Origin of the sequence: Acinetobacter entericus, assembly GCF_026168575.1 — a bacterium.
Classification (GTDB): Bacteria; Pseudomonadota; Gammaproteobacteria; order Pseudomonadales; family Moraxellaceae; genus Acinetobacter; species Acinetobacter bouvetii.
The window spans coordinates 1-22,148 of sequence record NZ_JAPEQW010000023.1 but is presented as its reverse complement, the minus strand read 5'-3'; the positions used below and the strand labels follow the sequence as shown (position 1 = coordinate 22,148).

Genomic DNA, 22,148 nt, shown 5'->3' with positions numbered 1-22,148 from the left:
TTTTTTTATGGATGAATGTTCTTCACGGGCAGTGTCATATTCATCTCCAAATTCGCAGTCGTGCTTCGCTCTGTGTTGTACATGGTGGCATTGAAACTTGCTATTTTTCGCATAGTCATTGGGTCATTCAAATTTAACTTTGGCGCAAACTGATGCAACACATGCAGACGCACTTGCTCATCGAACTCAAAATAGACCAAGCCGTTAAACACAATTTTGATCGGGATCTGATAGTCTTGCTTTAAATGAAATGGCACGGCCAGCTTAATTGGAATATCCAAAGTAAGCGGAAACTGAGGCAATAGCTTATTCTGATAAATTAAATCTGTGGTTGTCTCCAACGGCATGTTTTGATCAATGAGCACCTCAGTTTGATAATCAACAGATACTGAAACCGGCACTTCTACTTCAAACTCTAAATTTGCCAAATATTTCCCTGTCAAAGGCAGATTGATTTTTTGATCAATTTTTAGCTGTGTATCTAGAGTCCCAACGGATTGGGTTTCTAAATAATTACCCACTTGGATTTTTGTCGGCAAGGAGTCTGACAGCTGAATTTGCGCTTCACTCGCAGACACTTGCATACTGGCTTGAATATTCAGGTACAGCCAAAACAGCGTACCTACTAAAATTACAACGCACACAAAACTCAATACAAGCCGCTTCGCCGACTGGAATATCCACATACTCCCTCCTATGGCTTCACGTGTTCTTGAGGTAGAGTTTTTTCACGCAGCAATTGCAAGCTATTCAATGGAATTTTCAATTCACCCTGCTTAATTTCAATTGGCAATGTATTTTGCACATCCACCGACGCTTTCAACGCCGTTTTAATGGGAACATTTAAATGTCCCTGTATGGGAATATTAGTTTTAACCACTGTATTTACTGGAATATGCAGGTTTTCTTTCAGCACGGTTTTCACAGGCGCATCAAATTTGAGGTGCACCTGCTGTTCAAGCGGCACATCAATATGAATCGGCATATCCAGCTGAATGGGAATATTGCCTTTTAAAGGTAAAGTCACATCCCGCCCCATGACTTTTACCTGCACCTTGGTATCCACAGGCATGCTCTGATTAATTTTCAAGGTTTCACGCACGGGAATAGTGGTTTTAATCGGAACCTGATTATCAAAATATACCCTTGGGGTCAAGGTTTGGGTCAGCGGAATATTCAGGTTTTCACGAATCGGAATTTCCGCATTGACGCGCCCTGTGACATCAACATCCAAGGCATCGTGAATTTTAACCTCAGCTTGTAAAGGCTCTTGCAGATCAATGCTGACTTTTTGATTTTCTAAGGGAATATAAATATTAAAGTGTTTAAACGCCCAAATAGCGATAAGTACACCGCCTACAGATGCCAACACAATAAATGCCAATCCGCTTAGCATATGCTTCACTTGCAAATCTAAATTCCTTTTGTTCTATTCTCTTTTTCTCTGACAAATATCATCCTTTTGTCAGCCTAGAAAGTCATTGTCGGCGGTATAGCAACCAGACACTGTTATTTTTTTATCACCCTATTTTACACAGCATTCTAATTATTCTAAGTAAATTAGTCAGGATTAAACATTGGCAATTCTTAGCACTTAAGCTAATACTTATGTCACCCCGATACACCTAATCAACCCCAACCAATAACAACAGCGCAAAAAAAGAGCCTCAATTGAGGCTCTTTTCATTCGCTATGACAAATTATGCATTTGTTTCAGCTGGAATTTTTGGATAGCTTACGCCGCCCATCTGCTCTGCAATACGCAACACTTGGCAGCTATAGCCGACTTCGTTATCGTACCAAACATATGCAGTTAAACGGTTGCCTGAAGTGATTGTTGCTTGCGCATCAAATACACCTGCTGTACGCGAACCGATAAAGTCAGATGATACAACTTCAGTCGAGTTGGTATAACCAATCTGGCCTTGAAGGCTAGAGCTGATTGAGATTTTACGAATGTATTCGTTCACTTCATCACGATCAACTTCTTTATCTAAAGTTAAGTTCAAGATCGCAAGAGAAACGTTTGGTGTTGGAACACGTACAGAGTTGCCTGTCAGTTTACCTTGAAGCGCTGGAAGCGCTTTAGCAACCGCTTTAGCTGCGCCAGTTTCCGTAATTACCATGTTCAATGTTGCAGCACGGCCACGACGATCTGCTTTATGGTAGTTGTCAATTAAGTTCTGGTCGTTTGTGAACGAGTGAACTGTTTCAACGTGACCATTCAGCACTGTGTATTTGTCATGCAGCACTTTCAGTGTCGGCGTGATTGCATTGGTTGTGCAGCTTGCAGCAGAGATAATAGTATCTTCATCTAGAATGTCTGCCTGGTTTACGCCAAACACCACGTTCTTCATGTCGCCTTTACCTGGTGCAGTCAAGATCACACGTGCAGCGCCTGGGCACTTAAGGTGTTGCGCAAGGCCTTCTGCATCACGCCATTTACCTGTGTTGTCGATGACCAGTGCATTTTCGATACCGTATGCAGTGTAATCAACTTCAGTTGGATTAGATGCATAAATCACTTTGATGAATTGACCGTTCGCAATGATTGCTTCGTTTTCTTCATCGACAGCAATCGTGCCAGAGAATGGACCATGGATTGAGTCACGGCGCAATAAAGACGCACGTTTTTCCAAATCGCCATCAGAAGATTTACGCACAACGATGGCTTTCAAGTTCAAACCGCGGCCTAAACCCGATTGGCCAATCATTAAACGCGCAAGGATGCGGCCGATACGGCCAAAACCGTAAAGAACCACATCACGGCCTTCAACTGAAGTTGCACGGCCTTCTACCGATTTAACAGCGGCTGCAACAAATGCATCAACGTCGCCGCCTTGCTCTTTAAATGCAACAGCCAATTTGCCAAGATCAATTTCAGCAGTACCGATGTTTTCGATTCTTGCTAAAGCTTGAAGAATTGGGAAAGTGTGAACGACAGAAAGCTCAACGTCCATCATGCGTGTGAAACGGTGCGCTTTTAAAATCTGGATCACTGAACGGTTAACTAAAGAACGTCCAAACACTGAAACCACAATATTTTTTTCACGGTAAAGCTGACCGATCAAAGCGATCATTTGTTCCGCGATTTCTTCACGGTTTTTCCAGCGACCTTGGTGCTCTGCATGTAGGGCGATGATAGTCTCTTTGCTCACAGATACGTCCTCTAATTAATTGTATATCTAGGCATAAATTTCAAAACCCGACAATTGTAATGGAATTATCTAAAAGATAGAATCCAAAACAAGTTTTGAATGGCGTATTTTGCTATATATTCATTATAAATTTATAAAATAGTTGCAATTATTATTATGATTTTGCTTTTAAAAAGAATTTAATACGCAATTTAAAAGATTTTTTATATTTTTGTTTATTTGCTTCTTTATCAAACAAATTGATAAATACTGCAATTAATGATCAGCATAAATTGGTAAAATTGATTTTAAATTTTGCGTGGCGCTGTTTTAAATTGCATGACAGATTTGGCTATTCACACTGCCCTTTATTTTTCCACACGCTCAAAAAAGGTAGTCTTTAAAAAATATCTTTAAAGAGAAATCACGCGGTGCATTATTCTGTGTCCAAACGTTCCTGCACCTTACCGCGGTTGCGGGCCAGCATGTTTGCATTGCGCTTCTGCTTAATAAGATGAAAACAGCCTTCAATCACCAGCAGTACCACCGCCAGCCAGATTGGAATATAAGTCAGCCATTCTGATGCTTCGACCCGTTCCCCCAGCATAATTGATGCAAAAGCCAATAAAACGGGTTCCAAATAGCTCAATAGGCCAAAAACCACAAAAGGTAAATAACGGCTGGCCAAGATATAACTGCCTAAACCGAATGCACTTAAAAAACCTAAGCCAATAACGGCCCAAATCAGGTGAGTGGCATTCAGCATTAATGAGATGCTGTCGCTGTAGAAAAATGCTAAATACACAGCAACGGGCAGAATCAAGAACAAATCCCACCAAAACCCGCCCAAATGATCGGTTTTACAAACACGGCGCAGGAAGAAATACAAGGGATAAGCCAAAGCAATATAGACGGTTTCCCACGCTATACTGCCGATACGCCAAAGTTCATGGCCAACACCCAGCACAGCGAGCACAACGGCGGCTAGCTGCCAGCGGCTTAATCTTTCTTTATAAAGCACACAGCCGACCAGCACCATTACCAAAGGCAATAGGAAATAGCCAAGTGAAACCTGTAAGCCCCGGCCGTTAATGGGCCCCCATAAAAACAGCCACAGCTGCGTGGTGCATAAAACCGAACTGAAAATCAGCCACGGCAGCATCCACGGCTGCTTGAAAATCCGCTTAAAAATTTCACCGATATGCTTTAGGTCGCCCGTCCACCACATAAACAGCGTCAAAAACGGCAAGGTTGCCAGCATGCGCCAAGCAAAAGTCTGCTCACTGTCTAAAGGTTGCAAAAAATGCGTATAAAAATATAAAATGCCAAAAGTGACAGATGCCAATACAGACAATGTAACGCCCTTATACATCCCTCACCCCAACAAAGTTTTGCAAATGTTTCGATGATAATACTTGAATTTTCAAGCAGATTGAAGACCGGCATGCCAGCAAAGAAAAAACCATGCCTGAGCATGGTTTTTGAATACGCTGTATTTCAATATTTATTTGACGGTCTGCTTGGTATGAATCAAATCACTCAAGTCATAACCGACCGACTTGGCATAGTCTAAATATTCATTAATCACGCTTTGCTCAGGATGCTGCGTCCGTGACAATACCCACATATAATTGCGCCGCGGCTCACCAACCAGAACGGTCTGATAGTCATCATCAATTTTTAATATCCAATAATCCCCCCGCGCCACAGGCAGCCAGCGCACAGCTTCGGGTAAAAAACTCACTTTCAGCTTGCTGCTAAAAGGTGGATTTTGTACAAATGCTTCGCCAATCGACTGCATCAATTTGCCGTCTTGGGTATAACAGCGGTTATCTACAGTGACATTGCCGTTTTCGTTCAAGGTATAAGTAGCCGAGACATTGCTTCCGCATTTATTTTGAAAGTACATGGGCTTGCGCGCAATTTCGTACCACACCCCCAAATAGCGGTCTAATTCAATCTTATCCACCACAGCTAAGGGCTTGCTTTGTGCATAAGCCATGGTCGCCATGCCTAAGCCCACTAAAATAGCCCCGCCTACCGCAATTTTAGCTAAGGTAAAGCCAGCTTTCGGAATATTTTTTTTCATCATTATGAATACCTTTACTGTCAAACTTTGCTTTTTTAACCAACAGATTGCTTAAAGATACTGCTTAAAAAGCATCCTAACTGTCTATATTCTGTAATGATTTTCAATAGGTTTCACATATTCCGCTGGCTTTTCTGAAACTTTAGCTTATTGAAGCATTTGCGATTTTAAACGCAAAATTTCATCCCGCAGGCGCGCAGCCTGCTCAAACTGCAAGTCTTTCGACGCTTTCAGCATTTCTTTTTCAAGCTTGCCGAGATGTTTTGCAAACAGCTTCGGATCAGACAGCAAGTGCTGTTCATCCGCGCTCAAGGCCTTGCTTTGATCGCTGATGACGGCTTCGATTTCATCATCATTCAGCACTTCGCCATCGTCCAAATCTTTCGCGACTTGACGCACAGCGCTGCGCGGCACAATGCCATGCAACTCATTAAACTCTAGCTGCTTATTACGGCGGCGGTCTGTTTCATCAATGGCTTTTTGCATGGAGTCTGTAATGCGGTCTGCGTACAAAATCGCTTTGCCGTTTAAATTACGCGCTGCCCGGCCAATCGTCTGAATCAGTGAACGCTCTGACCGTAAAAAGCCTTCTTTGTCTGCATCCAAGATCGCAACTAAAGACACCTCTGGCATGTCTAAGCCTTCACGCAGCAAGTTGATGCCGATCAATGCATCATGAACGCCTGAACGGAGTTCATGAATAATTTTAGTGCGTTCTACGGTATCAATATCGGAATGCAGATAAGCTACTTTCACACCATATTCTTTTAAATATGAGGTCAAATCTTCCGCCATTCGCTTGGTGAGCGTCGTCACCAGCACCCGCTCATTCAATTCTTTCCGGTTATTAATTTCTGACAGCACATCATCGACCTGAGTCAGGACTGGACGAATTTCAATTTCAGGGTCAACCAAGCCTGTTGGACGCACCACCTGTTCAACAATTTGTTCAGACTTTTCCAATTCGTATTTGGCAGGTGTCGCACTGACATAAATAGTCGAAGGAACAATGCGCTCCCATTCTTCAAATTTCATCGGGCGGTTGTCCAGCGCGCTAGGCAGGCGGAACCCGTAATTCACCAGATTCTCTTTACGCGAACGGTCGCCTTTATACATTGCGCCAATTTGCGGAACTGTGACATGCGATTCATCAATAATCAGCAAGGCATCATCCGGCACATAATCAAATAAAGTCGGCGGCGCTTCCCCAGCTGGGCGGCCGGAAAGATGGCGTGAATAGTTTTCAATGCCGTTGGTATAGCCCAGCTGCTGCATCATTTCTAAATCATAACGGGTGCGCTGTTCAATCCGCTGCGCTTCCAGCAATTTGTCATTGGCGCGGAAAAAGCCTAAACGGTCTTTCAGTTCATCCCGAATGGTGTCTATGGCACGGGTCAAGTTATCTTTAGGCGTCACATAATGGCTTTTGGGGTAGATGGTCACCCGCGGCACTTTACGGATCATTTTGCCCGTTAAGGGATCAAACCAGCGGATTGAATCCACTTCATCATCAAACAATTCAATGCGGATGGCATGCTGATCGGATTCAGCAGGGAAAATATCAATGATTTCACCGCGGATGCGGTATGTGCCGCGCAAGAATTCCAGTTCATTGCGGCTGTATTGCATCTCGACGAGCCGGCGGATAATGTCATCACGGTTCAGCACATCGCCCTGCACAATATGCAGCAGCATGCTCATATAGGCATTCGGATCACCCAAGCCGTAAATTGCCGATACAGAAGCGATAATAATGGCATCGCGGCGTTCCAACAGGGCGCGGGTTGCTGACAAACGCATCTGATCGATATGATCATTAATTGAGGAATCTTTTTCAATAAAGGTGTCTGAAGACGGCACATACGCTTCAGGCTGATAATAATCATAATAGCTGACAAAATATTCCACTGCATTGTTTGGAAAAAATGCTTTAAATTCGCCATACAGCTGAGCTGCCAGCGTCTTATTGTGCGCCATGACAATCGTGGGCCGCTGTGTCTGAGCAATCACATTAGCCATGGTATAGGTCTTGCCCGAACCCGTTACCCCCAGCAGTAGCTGATCGTGATATCCCTGTTCTATACCGCGCACCAGCTTTTCAATCGCCTGCGGCTGATCGCCTGCGGGCTGATAATGGGTAACTAATTCGAAAGGTTGATACTCACTCATAAAACGTGTGGTCCAATGCGCTGCTGAAATTGACTGTTTCAATTATGAGGGCTAATTAAGATTACTCAAGAGTGAAATGCCGTCAGAACATTACAAACGCTCTGATCGTTCCCATCACGGCGCCTAAAGCAAATGCCAGGCAGTTTGCATTCAGGCCCAATCAAAAAAATGCTTTGCACAAAAAGCTTCAGCGGCTTATGGAATAAATGCCCTCCGGTTCATCAAACCCCAATTGATCTCATCATTTTTCATGAATGAAGCATGCTTTTTCCTTGACCCGATACGCGTTCAAAGGCAACATGAAACCAAAGGATTATGACAGCAGCGCAGCCTATGACTTATCATTATCATGACGAGAGCATCGTTAAAAGCTTACCTGAAGATACAATTTTTGTATTTGGCAGCAATATGGCAGGCACACATGCAGGAGGCGCTGCCAAAACTGCACTGCTGCATTTTGGCGCAATGAAAGGCGTTGGCCGCGGCTGGGCAGGTCAAAGCTTTGCGATTCCCACCATGAATGAGCATTTGCAGCAAATGCCGCTGTCGCAAATCCAGCACTATATTGATGACTTTAAAATCTATACCAAGAATCATCCTAAATCTAAATATTTTATTACCTCTGTGGGCTGCGGTGTTGCTGGCTATAAAGTTGAAGAAATTGCTCCAATGTTTAAAGGCATTTCCCATAATGTTATTTTTCCAGCATCCTTCCGCCCCTTTGTCGAAAAAGCCCTGCCCAAACTGACACAGCATTTTTTACAGGCCATTTTCTCGGATAGTGTAATTTTTGCAGCGAATTCTGAAGAAACGGTTGATGCGCTGGATATAACCGAGAATGAAAAAAGCGCAGCAAAAATTATCCTCAATACGCAAATCTACCCGACTGACAGCAATGGCCGCGACCGTACTTTTGAAATACAGGATATTATGCATGTACTGCAAGGCAAAGTATTTGAGTTCCAGCATTCAACAGAAGACGCCCTGATGTTTGGCGGCGCTATTCTGGCATTGCTTGAGCTCTACAATATCAATGAAAAGGATTTTGCGGATGTTTGGATAGGACAGCGGGAGATCAGCCCGCCTCGAGCCGCCAATAGATCCAAAAAATAATCTTCAAATTCTACTATTTTACATTTAAGGCCAAATCCTTGCGGATTGGCTTTTTTTATAAATTTAGATTTTATTTTTTAATTTTTTCAGTTACTTTTTGAGACATAAATCACAGTAAACAAACAATATCTTAATTGTACAATGACAAAACAGTTCCTAACAGGCCGAGACATGATACCTCATAATAATTCTATATTTCATATATCCCCGATCCCGTTATGGCTTGAAGATTTCAGCGAAATAAAACAGCAATTGGATCTGTGGCGAAAACAAGGGATCGAGGACTTACGTCAATATTTATTGAACAACACCGCAAAAGTCGCAGAAAGCGCCAGTAAAATTAAAATACTGCAGGTCAATTCACGCACTTTGGAACTATACGAAGCCGAACACCTTGAGCATTTATGTGAAAATTTACCGACCATTTTTCAGCAGGATATGCTTCAAACGCATATCGAAGAGCTGGTGCAGCTGTGGGAAGGTAAAACCCATTTCATCAATACTTCTGTAAATTATACAATTTCAGGCAGCCGTTTAGATATCCAGCTGCGCTGTACCATTTTGCCGGGATATGAGCATGACTGGTCAAAAGTCCTGATCAGCACAGAAAACATTACGCCTTATCAAAATGCCCGCCGGCAGGAAGAGAAAAACCGCCAAATTGCCGAAGCGCGCTTCAATTATTCTCCAACCTCACTATGGGTCGAAGATTTCAGCATAGTGAAGGCCAAACTGGACTATTTGCGCACCATCGGCATCGAAGACTTCTCTACTTTTTTAGATGTCCACCCAGATTTTGTGCAGCAGTGCATCAAAGAAATTATCATTGTGGAAGTGAATCAGGCAACATTAACCCTGTTTGGCGCCCCAGACAAAAACACGCTGCTGAAAAATATTCATAAAGTCTTCAGTCAGGAAATGAATCAAACTTTCCGTAAACAGCTGCAGGATTTATGGGCAGGAAAAATTCATCATCAGCATGAAGCTGTCAATTATGCGCTGGACGGCAGCATCCGCCATGTCATTCTGCAATTTACTGTTTTTCCAGGCTATGAAGAAACTTGGAGCACCGTTCAAGTTGCATTGATTGACATTACTGCACGTAAAAAAGCGGAAAACTATTTAGAATATTTAGGCAAGCATGATGTCTTAACCAAATTGTATAACCGCACCTTTTATACCGAAGAGATTAACCGTCTGGAGCGCAGCATTCAGCGCCCTGTCTCCTGCATTTTCATTGACTTAAATGGATTAAAGGACATTAATGACAACTACGGCCATGATGCCGGCGATGAACAGCTGCGGCGAATTGGCAACCTGCTGAATCAGCTGATTCAGCATACGCAATATTCTGCATCACGCATTGGCGGTGATGAATTTGTCATCCTGCTTCCCAATGCTGATGAGGCTTCACTGCAAACCAGTCTAAACAGCCTTCAGGAACTCATGCATATCGACAATCAATATCATTCATTACACCCCATAAGCCTATCTATTGGTTCAGCCAGCACACTGCCGAATGAACGCATTGAGGATTTACTGAAACGTGCCGATGCGCTGATGTATGAACAAAAGAAAAAATACTATGCCTGTTAGCGCGCTATTATTTGAATAAAGCATAAAAAAACCTGCATTTCTGCAGGTTTTTTATTAACGCTTGCCCATAGATCGGCGCGTACCGCGAGGCGGCATCCAAGTCCGGTCCGCATAGTTTTCTGGCTTAGGCCGGACTTGATTATGCACGGAGTCTTGCTGCGCCTGCTCAGCTGAAACAACCGGAAACGGAAGTTTCACAGCAGCTTTTTTCTTGGGAGAGTTTGGGGTGCTCATGTGATTTACTCAATTCATTCTGCCTATATTGTACAAAAAACTCAGGCTTTGGGGAAATCCATTGCGTAGAGGCTTCCAAAGATGCGCAAAGACTGTAAGAAGCATTGACACTCTCTGATTGAAAAATTTCAGTTTTATGCATGACTGAGCTGAAAATGGACTGATCAGTTCATTGACTTGATCGCTTAATCCTAAAATGATATTCCGCTTTTAAATACGGCCGTATAAAATTTCTGAATAAAAATTAAGACATACATTATTTCAAATACAGCCACTTACAACACTTTAATAAAACAAAAAAAATAGAGTTCCCTAAATGCGTCTATCAGCATTCTTATGTATTATCGCAAGTTTCGCGTCTATTTCTGCCGCGGCTCAAGCCACAGATCAAAATATTTCAGCATGGAAGCCAAAGCCTTTAAGCGCTTCTCCGTCTCTGTCGGCGCTTTGCATGTCATGCCGCAAGGCAAAGCGCAGCCATTTACTGTACAAACGGCTGTCCCGGACGGCACTGTGGCCAAAAAAGGCGCAATTAAAGTTGATACAGTACTCAACAACCTGAATAAAAATGTTGATCAGGCTGGTTTAGCCGCTGCCCTGAAAAGTTTAGGCTATTTAACCGGAGGCACATTGCCTGCAAACTTAAGCGGCAGCTCAAAAATTAATGGACTGCAAAGCTGGGACAATCCAGGCATGGGACTGGAAGCGGATGATGTCACGACTCTTGGTCTGATGACCAGCTACTTTTTTACCGATAATGTATCTATTAAAATGAAAGCCGGCTTTCCGCCTAAAGTGGACTTGCAAGGCCAAGGCAAAATTTATGCGCCATTTGCAGCCATTGCAACGCCGGAACTTCTGGGCCTGCCATTAAAGTTCATGAATATTGATCTTCAAAACAATATCTTCATCACAGACCTTGGCGCTTATAGGCCAGCAGCTTCCGCCCGCGCTTGGACACCCTCTTTTGAGTTTCAGTACCATTTTGGCAAAACCGGCGTCAATAAATTCCGTCCTTATGTCGGCGCAGGCATGATGTATGCCTATTTTAATGAGCTTGAAATCAACCCGCGCACTGAGCAGGATTTAATTGCAGCCGGCCATATAATTGCCAATATCAAACAAGGGCAAGCTGGCGCATCACTTGAAAGAAAAACCAGCAGCGCCAATCCGCAAGTCGATTTAGAAGCGACCGATGCATTTTCGCCCATCGTGACCGCTGGCTTTACCTACAACTTCAATGATAAATGGTTTGCAGCGGCATCCATCAGCTATGCGTAGCTTAAAAATGAAACCACCATCACGGTCACTGATGCAAAATTGGGAGTACTGATCGCTCCAAGGCAGACATTGAAATCAACCCATTCATGATCTACGCAGGTGTCGGAATCCGATTTTAATTTTAAATAAGTTGACTAAAAGCAGGCACTTAAGGCCTGCTTTTTCATAACTTTTTATAATTATTTTTACATAATTACTGAAATAAAGTCATCATTCTTAAACAAATCGCATTACTTTTAACATGAAACCTACCGGTATATCCGATTTCAATAACATTCATTCCCGTTTTTCATTCGCATAATTGGCCTGCTAAAAAAAATTCCAATAGCTGTTTTGGACATGGAGTCCTTTGAATGAAAAAAACTTTACTGTGCATGGCAACGGCCATGCTTGCCGTACCGATGATCAGCCATGCTGACTCACCCTATTTCAGCCTGCATGATGGCGATGGCTTCAAGCGCTTCTCCGTCTCTGTTGGCGCTTTGCATGTCATGCCGCAAGGCAAAGCGCAGCCGTTTAAGGTCAATACATCCGTAGAAAATGGTGAAAAAGCGACCGTTGGAGATATTTCTATTGATGCGGTAAAAGCCAATCTAGATCCTGAGATGAGCCCCAATATTTCAACTTGGTTTGTTGGCGTTTTAGATAAGTTAGGTTCTGATACGCTGCCTGCAGCGTTAAGCGGCACAGCCGAAATTAATGGACTGGAAAGCTGGGACAATCAAGGAACGGGCTTAGAAGCAGACGATGTTACAACTCTTGGCATCATGACCAACTACTTTTTCACAGACCATGTATCCTTTGAGATGAAAGCCGGCATACCGCCTAAAGTGGACTTGATGGGCAAAGGCAAAATTTATGCCCCGTTTGCAGCCATTGCTACACCGGAACTGGGAATTATAAATTTACCGCAAATTGCAATGAAAAATAGTCTGCTGATTACTGACTTAGAAGCCTATGGCCCCGCCGCCTCTGCCCGCGCATGGACTCCCGCAGCAGAGTTCCAATACCATTTTGGCAAAACCGGCGTCAATAAATTCCGTCCTTATGTCGGATTGGGCATGATGTATGCCTATTTCAATGAAGTGGAAATCAACCCGCGCACTGAGCAGGATTTAATTGCAGCTGGCCATATGATTGCCAATATTAAAGACGGTAAAGCTGGAGCGGCCTTAGACGGCAAGCCAAGCAGCGCCAATCCAAAAGTCGATGTAGACGCTTCAGATGCTTTTGCACCGATCGCAACCCTTGGCTTTACCTACGACTTTAATGATAAATGGTTTGCTGTCGGGTCTGTGTCCTATGCACATTTATCCGGCGATACCACCATTACTGTTTCGGACGATACGCATGGTGAACTGATCCGCTCCAAAGCAGATATCGAAATCAATCCGATTCTTGCCTATGCAGGCGTTGGCATGCGCTTCTAAAACCGCGCGCATCTTAACCTAAAAGACGGCGGAAACCGTCTTTTTTGTTGCCCTTTTACATAACTAAAGTTTATTACTTGGTGAAAATTAATTGATCGTATTCATGTAATGAATCGAATAATATAGGCATACTGCACCGCATACAGAAAGCCAAATGACTGACACGCAATTTTCAAAGCCTCTCATTTATATGCTGATCGGCAGCGCCATTATTTTAGCGCTATCGCTGGGTATACGGCATGGTTTTGGCCTGTATCTGGTGCCCATGAGTGATGAGTTTGGCTGGGGACATAATGTATTCAGTTTAGCGATTGCAATGCAGAACCTCATTTGGGGTGCTGTACAGCCCATCACAGGCGCATTTGCAGACAAATACGGCAGCAAAATAGTTGTTGCAGTCGGCGGCCTGCTGTACGCCTTAGGCCTGCTGATGATGGCGTTCAGCTCTACAGGGCTGATGCTGAATTTAAGCGCCGGCTTAATATTAGGCCTTGCGCTTTCCGCAACCTCATTTCCAGTTTTACTGTCCGCAGTTGGCCGTGCCGCGCATCCGGAAAAACGCAGCTTGGCGATGGGGATTGCCAGTGCTGCAGGATCGTTTGGCCAATTCATTATGCTGCCATCTACCCTGCTGCTGCTGCAAAATATTGGCTGGTCAGCCGCTTTAATGGTCAGCGCTATTTTGGCTGCGCTGATCATTCCCTTGGCATGGATGCTGAAAGCGCCGATGTATAGCGCGCCCTCTGCACAATCCCCAGAAAATAAGCCCAGTTTAGGCTTTAAAGATATTTTAATCATTGCCAAAAATCACAAACCATTCTGGTTTTTAGCTTTAGGTTTTTTAGTCTGCGGCTTTCAAGTGGTCTTCATTGGCATCCATTTGCCTGGTTATCTGATAGATCATGGTTTCAGCGCAGCAACGGGAACCATTTTCCTTGCATTAGTGGGACTTTTTAATATTTTTGGCACATACGGTGCTGGCTGGCTGGGCGGAAAATTTTCTAAACCGCATTTGCTGATGTGGCTGTATGGATTGCGCGGCATCGCCATCATCGCCTTTCTGATGCTGCCGCTAAGTGCATGGACAATCTATGCATTTGGCGCCATTATGGGACTCTTATGGCTCTCTACCGTGCCCTTAACCAATGGCATTGTGGCAAACATGTTTGGCGTGAAATACCTTTCCATGCTCAGCGGCATTGTATTTTTTACTCACCAAGTCGGTTCATTCTTTGGCGGCTGGCTCGGCGGCTTGAACCATGATATGACAGGCAACTATAATATGGTTTGGGCGCTTTCACTGGTATTGAGCATCTTAGGGGTATTGGTGCATTTCTTTGTCACAGAGGAGCATGTCATACATGACTGATTCAATGCTTGGATTAAAACTCACCATTCTTGCAATAGCCGTGGCTTTTTTAGCGCTGGCTATTGCGCTCTGGATGAAAACGCCTCAACTGTTTGAATATTTTAATCAGGCTTTTTGCGCGCATTAAAAACGGGCTTTGACATACAATAAATACCGTCTGGAATATGTCAAAAAATTGACATTTTCCAGCAGTTTTCCTGCTGAGTTTTTCCAAAATAACTAAAAGCCAATAAATCAGCAATTTAATCTATTTTCTTCATTTATTCATAAGTTTAGCAGTTCTTATGATTTCTCTTGCGCATGCATATTTTTTAAATTCAGTGCATGCAAAATACTTTAGAGAAATAACAATGACGGTTTTAACCCAACTTTCACAAGCGATACATGATGCGCCCCGCTGGCATCAACAAGATCAGTTTCAAAACCCGCAAGAAATCAAAATTGTCCCTTTAGCTGGAGAAGCCTTAGGCGCAGCCGTTTTTGGACTGGATGCAAAAAAAGCGCAATCTGGAGAAACCATTCTGCGCCTGAAACAAGCGCTGGCTGAACATTTAATTTTAATTTTCAAGCAGCAAAGCTTAGATGATTTTCAGTATTTAGCTTTTGCCAGCTATTTTGGCTCTATTTTCCGCCCCAGTTCTGACACCCCGGTATTAGCCACCCAAAGCGATACTGGCACACCGCCAGACGTGGTGCCTGTATCCAACGCAGTGGGCCAAGGCGATTATACAGGCTATGGTGAACTCGCACCGCATGCCGACCATCAATGGACACCCCTGCCTTCTTTTGGTTCTCTGCTCTACGCGATTGAACTGCCTAAAGACGGCGGTCAGACCTCTTGGTACAACACAATTAAAGCCTATGATGCCTTAGATGATGAAACGAAACAGCATTTGGAGACGCTGCAGCTGATTACCTACAATCCTTTTGTACGCTTCCAAAGCAATAAAGGCGCACCCAAAGATGGCGGTTACGGTACATTTCCTAAATACCGTTTTAAAGACCAGCCTGTAATTAGCCATGCTTATCCTCACCCGCTAGTGCGCACACATCCTGAAAGCGGCCGTAAAGCGCTGTGGCTGAATACACATAATGAAGTCGAATTAGTCAATTATGACGATCAGGCTGGAAGTGAATTAATTGCCAAACTGCGCGAGCATATTTTAAAACCTGAATTTCATTATGAACATCACTGGGAACAAGGCGATATTGTATTTTGGGACAACCAAGCCACTTTACACTCGCGCCGCCCTTTCCCTGCCGATCAGCGCCGTTTGCTTAAGCGCATAAGCCTTGCAGGCGGGCGCCCATACTAAAATCGTTTAAGTTCTTTATCCAGCCTAGACACTAACACAGCAAACTGTCCGCTAAGAAGGCCGCAAACGCGCATCTTCTAAAAGCGGACATTTTACTTTGTAGAAACATGACATCTCTATTTGGTGAATAACACATACTTTTATTCTATTAAAAATCATTTATTTAAATTATATAAGAATATCTACTCACGCCCGTGTAGGCTTTTCACACAAATTATTATGTTCTACTGCAAGGCCTAATCAATACTCTACAAATTTGATAACACACATTATATTACTGTCAAGATTTCACTTTCTTCCACCCATAAAAAAACCCGCAAGCAATCACTCACGGGTTCTGTATTTAAAAATCTTAAAATAAACGGTTCATACCATTTAATGTAGCGACACGGTACGCTTCCGCCATGGTTGGGTAGTTGAACGTGGTTTCCACAAAATACTTAATGGTATTGTTTGGACTGTTCATCACCGCCTGACCAATGTGGATAATTTCAGCTGCGTTATTGCCAAAACAATGTACACCCAGCACTTCCAAAGTGTCACGGTGGAACAGAATCTTTAATTCACCAACGGTATCACCGGTGATTTGCGCACGCGCCAAGTAACGAAATGATGCCTGACCAACTTCATACGGAATTTTTTCTTCAGTCAATTGCTGTTCATTCTTACCAATTGATGAAATTTCCGGAATGGTATAAATACCTGTTGGAATGTCAGTTACTGGCGCCACATCTTTTTCACCGCTCATGTTCGCACCCGCACAGCGGCCTTGGTCATAGGCGGCTGAAGCCAGTGATGGCCAGCCAATCACGTCGCCTGCTGCGTAGATATTTTCAACTTCAGTCTGATATTTCTCATTCACCGTTAATTGGCCGCGGCTGTTTGGCTTCAGGCCAATATTCTCTAAACCTAAACCATCGGTATTGCCTGAACGGCCGTTACACCACAAGATTGCGTCGGCTTTAATTTTCTTGCCGCTTTGCGTATGCATGACAACATGATCATCAAAGGTCTCAAGGAAATCAATTTGTTCATTATGACGAATCAATACCCCTTGCTCACGTAAGTGATAAGACAAGGCATCTGAAATTTCATCATCCAAATAGCTCAGCAGTTTATGCTGGGTATTAATCAAATCCACCTTGTGGTCTAAACCAATAAAGATAGAGGCATATTCACAGCCAATCACACCGGCGCCATAAATAATGATTTTCTTGATTGAAAAATCCAGATCTAGAATTTTGTCTGAATCAAATACACGCGGATGATTAAAATCAAGCACTGACGGGCGGTATGGGCGTGAACCTGTTGCGATCACCAACTGCTGGAAGCTTAAAGTTTCTGTAATGCCGTCTGCACTGAAAATTAAAACAGTGTTCTGATCTTGAATATATGCCCGGCCATGATAGATATCAATTTTATTACGGTCATAAAAGCGTGAATGCGTATCTACTTGCAGCTGAATCACTTTATGCGCATTGCGGAGTACTTGTTTCATGGTGAACTGTTTCCATTCACCTACTTTTTGGAACATTGGATCACGCTGATAGCGGATAATGCTGGAAACAGTTTGACGCAATGCCTTGCTTGGAATTGTACCTACATGCGTACAGTTGCCGCCCAGCTGCTCACGCATATCCACAATGGCAACACGTTTGCCGGATTTCGCAAGCTTCATTGCGGCGCCTTCACCCGCAGGGCCTGAACCGAGAACTACCGCATCGTACTTAATGAAAGTCCCACTAACGATCTCTTTCTTACGTGGCATTCAACGCTCCTTCAAAAATCACTTATTGCTTATCTTGCGCATATTATGACGTAAATAGCGCCGCTTTGCTGTATTTAGCTCACATATATTGAATGATGACTACATTTAGTAAATGAATAGTATTTTCGCCCCATCATTTCGCATTTCCGCTATAATGAATGCACTATATTTCTAGAATCTCTCCCCCGTCAAAACAGTGGAAAAGTTGAATATGTCTGAAAACCGTAAACCAGAACAGGGTGTCAAACTTCGCGGCGCTGAAAAAGTTGCCCGCATTCCTGTAAAAGTTGTTCCTACGGTTGAAGCGCCACGCAAACCGGACTGGATTCGGGTAAAAATGGCTGCCCCAGATGAGGTGCAGCGCATCAAAACAACTTTACGCGCGCAAAAGCTGCATACGGTATGTGAAGAAGCTGCCTGTCCAAACTTGCCTGAATGCTTCGGCGGAGGCACTGCGACCTTCATGATCATGGGTGACATCTGTACCCGCCGCTGCCCATTCTGCGACGTTGCCCACGGCCGTCCAAATGCCTTGGACCCTGATGAACCGCGCCACATGGCAGAAACCATTGCCAACCTCGGCCTAAAATATGCCGTGATCACTTCAGTAGACCGTGATGACCTATTGGATGGCGGCGCACAGCATTTTGTAGACTGCATTAAAGAAGCGCGTGATTTAAGTCCGAAAACCCTGCTTGAAATTTTGGTGCCGGATTTCCGCGGCCGGATGGACATCGCACTGCGCATTATGACCGAGTGTCCGCCAGATGTGTTTAACCACAACATTGAAACTGTGCCGCGCCTGTATAAAGCGATGCGTCCGGGTTCTGACTATCAGCACTCGCTGAACTTGCTGAAAATGTTTAAAGAATACTGTCCAGATGTGCCGACAAAATGCGGCTTAATGGTCGGTATTGGTGAAACTGAAGAAGAAGTCATTGCGCTGCTGGATGATTTAAAAGCGCATGATGTTGACTATATTACGATTGGCCAATATCTGCAGCCGTCTAAAGAGCATGCGCCGATTGACCGTTTTGTTACTCCTGAAGAATTTGAACGCTATACGGCGCATGGCCAGAAATTAGGTTTCAAAAATATCTGGGCAGCGCCTATGGTGCGTTCAAGCTATTTTGCAGACCGCCAATACTACGGTGAGCCAGTTCCATCTGTACGCCGCAAAACTGATCCTGCAAAAAAAATTGCCGTGCAAACAATCGAAGCTTAATTTTCACTTGATGTGAACATCGAATAAAAAAGCCCTCTATACATTGAGGGCTTTTTTATTCTCAGCATTTTTAGAATCTCAGCGCGCTGCCAGAATTCTATTTGTAATTACGTGATGTGACATTTCTTTGCGTGAATCCGGTTGTTTTACGCCTACTTTTTAACCACCCTATAGTTAGACATATTATTTGCCCTTTCATGATTTTAGGGCAACTTCACACTAACATGCGCAGGCGAAAGCAAAAGCAAGCCATACACCGTCAAACGGCATGAAGACCTCAAACCCAGAAGATCAAATCACTCTGCTGATGCCGTCTGCAATGAAATGCTGATTGAGCTGAGCCCTTGTCACTGGAGCCAATAATAATGCTATTTCTACTCAGTGCTGTCCTCTTCATTTTTACGCTGTGGGCTGTATTCTTCTTCGGACTGTCACGAAGTGCTGGCGCCCTTGCATTGATCGCAGCATCCATCGCAATGCCTTTGATCAGCCCATGGTCACTTATTTTTGGCATACCGCTTATTTTGCTGAGCCTGATTGTGCTGATTGCACCGCTGCGCATGAATATGATAACAAAGCCAGCATATAAAACTTTAGCCCATGCCATGCCCAGTATGAGCAGCACCGAACGCGAAGCGCTGGATGCTGGCACCAGCTGGTGGGAAAAAGAATTGTTTATGGGCGCGCCAAACTGGAAAAAGTTTGATGCCTATCCTTATCCGCAGCTCGGCACTGAAGAGCAATCCTTTTTAGACCATGAAGTTGAGCAGCTCTGCGCCATGCTGAATGAATGGGATATTCATCACAAGCATAAAGACCTGCCGCCAGCAGCGTGGCAGTTTATTAAAGACAACGGCTTCCTTGGCCTCGTCATTCCTAAAGCATATGGCGGCCTTGAATTCAGTTCATTTGCGCAAAGCCGCGTCATGAGCAAAATCGCCTCCCGCTCTTTAACGCCAGCTGTCAGCTGCATGGTGCCTAACTCTTTGGGGCCCAGTGAGCTGCTTTTACACTATGGGACCGATGCGCAAAAAGACCGTTACTTACCTGGCCTTGCCAAAGGCATTGAAATCCCCTGTTTTGGCTTCACCAATCCAGAAGCCGGCTCAGATGCGGGTGCGATTCCAGATACAGGTGTGGTCTGCTGGGGCAGCTTTGAAGGCAAGGAAACTTTAGGCCTGAATATGAATTTTTCCAAGCGCTGGATTACGCTTGCCCCAATTTCTACGGTCATTGGCCTTGCTTTTAAGCTCTATGACCCAGAAGGTTTGCTGGGAGATAAAAATAAAACCGAATACGGCATTACCTGCGCATTGCTTCCAGCCAGTCATGACGGTGTTATTACAGGGCCCCGCCATAATCCAGGCTTACCCTTTATGAATGGCACAATCGAAGGCAAAGACGTATTTATCCCGCTGGATTGGATTATCGGCGGCATCAAAAATGCCGGCAAAGGCTGGCGCATTTGCGAAAGTCCGTCAGCAGTTTAAAATCTCCATCGGCGAATTTGAAAGCGTTCAGGAAGCATCCAGCGACATAGCCAGCGATGCCTACATGCTCGAAGCGTTCCGCTACTTGGTGACTTGCGGCCTGAATCAAGGCGGAAAACCTGCTGTGATGACCGCAATGGCTAAATATTACGCCACTGAAACCATGCGCAAAGTGGTCAATCACAGTATGGACATTGTTGGCGGCCGCGCGGTGCAGCTGGGCCCGCGCAATTTCCTAGCACTGTATTATCAGGCGATTCCTGTTTCCATTACCGTTGAAGGCGCTAATATTCTGAGCCGATCATTGATGATTTTTGGCCAAGGCTCCATGCGCTGCCATCCTTATTTATTTGAAGAATTGCAGCTGCTGCAGGCAGAAGATAAAGATACGGCGCTCAAAAAATTCAACGATTTGCTGTTTCAGCATTTGGGTCATACCTTTAACCGCGCAGCGCGCGCCCTGGCCTATGCTTTAACTGGCGGTTCATCGGACGCGCCAGAAGCAGCAGACGAATTCAGCCTGCCCTATTATAAAAAAATCAACCGTTTCAGTGCCGACTTCGCCCTCACTGCAGACATGTGCCTTGGCTTGCTGGCGGGTGACATTAAACGCAAGGAAATGCTTTCCGGACGGCTTGCGGATATTCACGCGCACTTGTTTATTGCTACCGCTATTCTTAAATACTACGAACATGGCAAAAAGACTGAAGCAGAGCAGAGCCATGCACAGCTGGCTTTAGAAAAGGCGCTGTACAAGGTGCAGGAATCCTTTGATGGCCTCTTCGATAATTTCCCGATCCGTTTTGCCGCGGGCCTCATTAAACGGATGTGCTTCCCTTTCAGGCGCGCTGCAGCTCCACCCTCAGATCGATTGAAACGTGCAGCCGCTGAACACATGATGCAGAACAATGCCTTCCGCCAAGAATTGACAAAGCACGTGCATTACAGCTTGGCGCCGCATGACGTTTCTGGCCGCATGGAAAATGCCTTTTTACAGCTGCTGAACATCGAACCATTATGGGACAGGTTCAAAAAAGCGGAAGCCAAAGGCCAATTTAAAGGCCTGAGCTTTGAAGAACATATTGCGGATGCGATTGCGCAAAATGCCCTGACTCAATCAGAAGCTGAACAATTAACTGCATACAATATACAGCGCTATGACAGCATGCTGACGGATATTTTCGATATGCAGCTGCTGCACGAACTCGAATTATCCAATCCGCATCTGCCTGCAGACCAGCAAAAGATCAAACAGCAGCACACGGATGATTCACCCGAAGCTTTTCTGCGTTATTAGCTTAAAATCATTGAGCATATTCAAATAGGCTATCCGCTGCGTTGAGGCCGCGGATGGCATCTGTGTACGACTATCAGCCAATGGCATCGCTTACTCAGGAGTATAGTCTATTACGCAAAACTACTTTACAGAAGGTATGCTGCATGTCTCAGCAAGATTATGAAAATGGCTTGAAAGTCCGCACTGAAGTGATGGGCGAAAGCTTTGTCAAACGTGCACAGGACAATACGGTGCCCTTTACGCAGCCGTTGCAGGACTGGATTAATTAATTTTAAAATACCAACCAATTCAACGTTATAAGAAACAATCATGTTTTTGTGGCGTAAATTTGGTGTAAATAAAGGCTCTATAGAGCCTTCACACAAATCCCAACATTCACATTTGTCGTAATTGAATGAGCTGTGCAACCTGATAAAAGGATGCACAGTGTTAAAATAGCCAGCCTCACTTGACTGCCCACTTTTTATAAGCATTGGCCAGCTTTACGTCATAATTATTTTTAGCAAACGCCGGGCCGTTGTAGCCACGCGCAAATGCCTTCCAGTCCTTATTTTTCAGAGTATTGATCAAGCCATTCACTTTAATGTAGCGGCACATTGCATCCAGCTGTGAAGCTTCGTCTTTATACATTGCA

Annotated in this window: 16 protein-coding genes and 3 pseudogenes; 10 read left to right on the top strand and 9 right to left on the bottom strand. The window is 44.3% G+C overall.

The window, feature by feature from the left end; genetic code table 11:
- Positions 1-5 precede the first annotated feature (5 nt).
- The 6 genes from OKC24_RS15215 to uvrB all read right to left on the bottom strand — a co-directional run bounded on the left by OKC24_RS15215 (position 6) and on the right by uvrB (position 7,395).
- Complete coding sequence (locus OKC24_RS15215) at positions 6-686, bottom strand: hypothetical protein (RefSeq protein ID WP_131276519.1); 681 nt, start codon at positions 684-686, stop codon at positions 6-8.
- Between the two features lie 8 nt (positions 687-694).
- Positions 695-1,396, bottom strand: a complete 702-nt coding sequence (locus tag OKC24_RS15210) for an MFS transporter (protein ID WP_171457762.1) — start codon at positions 1,394-1,396, stop codon at positions 695-697.
- Between the two features lie 304 nt (positions 1,397-1,700).
- Complete coding sequence (locus tag OKC24_RS15205) at positions 1,701-3,158, bottom strand: glyceraldehyde-3-phosphate dehydrogenase (protein ID WP_130148345.1); 1,458 nt, start codon at positions 3,156-3,158, stop codon at positions 1,701-1,703.
- 415 nt (positions 3,159-3,573) lie between these two features.
- Positions 3,574-4,509 carry an EamA family transporter RarD gene (gene rarD, locus OKC24_RS15200; RefSeq protein WP_130148347.1) on the bottom strand — a complete coding sequence of 312 codons (936 nt, stop codon included), beginning with the start codon at positions 4,507-4,509 and terminating at the stop codon, positions 3,574-3,576.
- Between the two features lie 132 nt (positions 4,510-4,641).
- Positions 4,642-5,226, bottom strand: coding sequence for a lipocalin family protein (locus OKC24_RS15195; RefSeq protein WP_171457763.1), 585 nt, complete (start codon positions 5,224-5,226; stop codon positions 4,642-4,644).
- 147 nt (positions 5,227-5,373) lie between these two features.
- A complete protein-coding gene (uvrB, locus tag OKC24_RS15190; protein ID WP_265465936.1) occupies positions 5,374-7,395 on the bottom strand; it encodes an excinuclease ABC subunit UvrB in 2,022 nt (673 codons plus the stop codon).
- 333 nt (positions 7,396-7,728) lie between these two features.
- On the opposite strand from uvrB, the gene OKC24_RS15185 reads away from it, so the two are divergent.
- Together OKC24_RS15185 and OKC24_RS15180 are read left to right on the top strand one after the other, a co-directional pair.
- Entirely contained in the window at positions 7,729-8,508 is a 780-nt protein-coding gene (locus tag OKC24_RS15185) for an A1S_2505 family phage non-structural protein (protein ID WP_130148353.1), read from the top strand.
- A gap of 171 nt (positions 8,509-8,679) precedes the next feature.
- Positions 8,680-10,104 carry a sensor domain-containing diguanylate cyclase gene (locus OKC24_RS15180; RefSeq protein ID WP_130148355.1) on the top strand — a complete coding sequence of 475 codons (1,425 nt, stop codon included), beginning with the start codon at positions 8,680-8,682 and terminating at the stop codon, positions 10,102-10,104.
- A gap of 54 nt (positions 10,105-10,158) precedes the next feature.
- Here the strand turns inward: OKC24_RS15180 and OKC24_RS15175 are convergent, their stop codons facing one another.
- On the bottom strand, positions 10,159-10,338 hold the full coding sequence (locus OKC24_RS15175) for a hypothetical protein (RefSeq protein WP_130148357.1): 180 nt from the start codon (positions 10,336-10,338) through the stop codon (positions 10,159-10,161).
- Between the two features lie 316 nt (positions 10,339-10,654).
- On the opposite strand from OKC24_RS15175, the pseudogene OKC24_RS15170 reads away from it, so the two are divergent.
- The 5 genes and pseudogenes from OKC24_RS15170 to OKC24_RS15150 all read left to right on the top strand — a co-directional run bounded on the left by OKC24_RS15170 (position 10,655) and on the right by OKC24_RS15150 (position 15,734).
- Positions 10,655-11,738, top strand: a pseudogene (locus OKC24_RS15170) (OmpW/AlkL family protein).
- Positions 11,739-11,972: 234 nt separating this feature from the next.
- On the top strand, positions 11,973-13,049 hold the full coding sequence (locus OKC24_RS15165; protein ID WP_130148359.1) for an OmpW/AlkL family protein: 1,077 nt from the start codon (positions 11,973-11,975) through the stop codon (positions 13,047-13,049).
- 154 nt (positions 13,050-13,203) lie between these two features.
- Positions 13,204-14,418 (top strand): MFS transporter, encoded by a 1,215-nt coding sequence (locus tag OKC24_RS15160; RefSeq protein ID WP_130148361.1) that lies wholly within the window; start codon positions 13,204-13,206, stop codon positions 14,416-14,418.
- The gene (locus OKC24_RS15155; protein WP_265465931.1) at positions 14,411-14,545 is read left to right on the top strand and encodes a hypothetical protein; all 135 of its coding nucleotides are present in this window, start codon (positions 14,411-14,413) and stop codon (positions 14,543-14,545) included. The genes OKC24_RS15160 and OKC24_RS15155 overlap by 8 nt, the downstream gene beginning before the upstream one ends.
- 223 nt (positions 14,546-14,768) lie before the next feature.
- Positions 14,769-15,734, top strand: a complete 966-nt coding sequence (locus tag OKC24_RS15150) for a TauD/TfdA dioxygenase family protein (protein ID WP_130148363.1) — start codon at positions 14,769-14,771, stop codon at positions 15,732-15,734.
- 352 nt (positions 15,735-16,086) lie between these two features.
- On the opposite strand, the gene sthA is transcribed toward OKC24_RS15150, so the two are convergent.
- Entirely contained in the window at positions 16,087-17,502 is a 1,416-nt protein-coding gene (gene sthA, locus OKC24_RS15145; protein WP_130148365.1) for a Si-specific NAD(P)(+) transhydrogenase, read from the bottom strand.
- A gap of 211 nt (positions 17,503-17,713) precedes the next feature.
- Here sthA and lipA point away from each other — a divergent pair, with 211 nt between their 5' ends.
- From lipA to OKC24_RS15130, 3 genes and pseudogenes are all read left to right on the top strand, one after another.
- Positions 17,714-18,727: a lipoyl synthase gene (gene lipA / locus OKC24_RS15140; RefSeq protein ID WP_130148367.1), complete on the top strand. Its 1,014-nt coding sequence runs from the start codon at positions 17,714-17,716 to the stop codon at positions 18,725-18,727.
- Positions 18,728-19,092: 365 nt separating this feature from the next.
- A pseudogene (locus OKC24_RS15135) lies at positions 19,093-21,514 on the top strand (acyl-CoA dehydrogenase).
- A gap of 143 nt (positions 21,515-21,657) precedes the next feature.
- Positions 21,658-21,780, top strand: a pseudogene (locus tag OKC24_RS15130) (carboxymuconolactone decarboxylase family protein); the annotation flags it as partial.
- Between the two features lie 178 nt (positions 21,781-21,958).
- Here the strand turns inward: OKC24_RS15130 and OKC24_RS15125 are convergent.
- The coding region (locus OKC24_RS15125) for an N-acetylmuramidase domain-containing protein (protein ID WP_265465927.1) at positions 21,959-22,148 on the bottom strand (190 nt) is incomplete at its 5' end.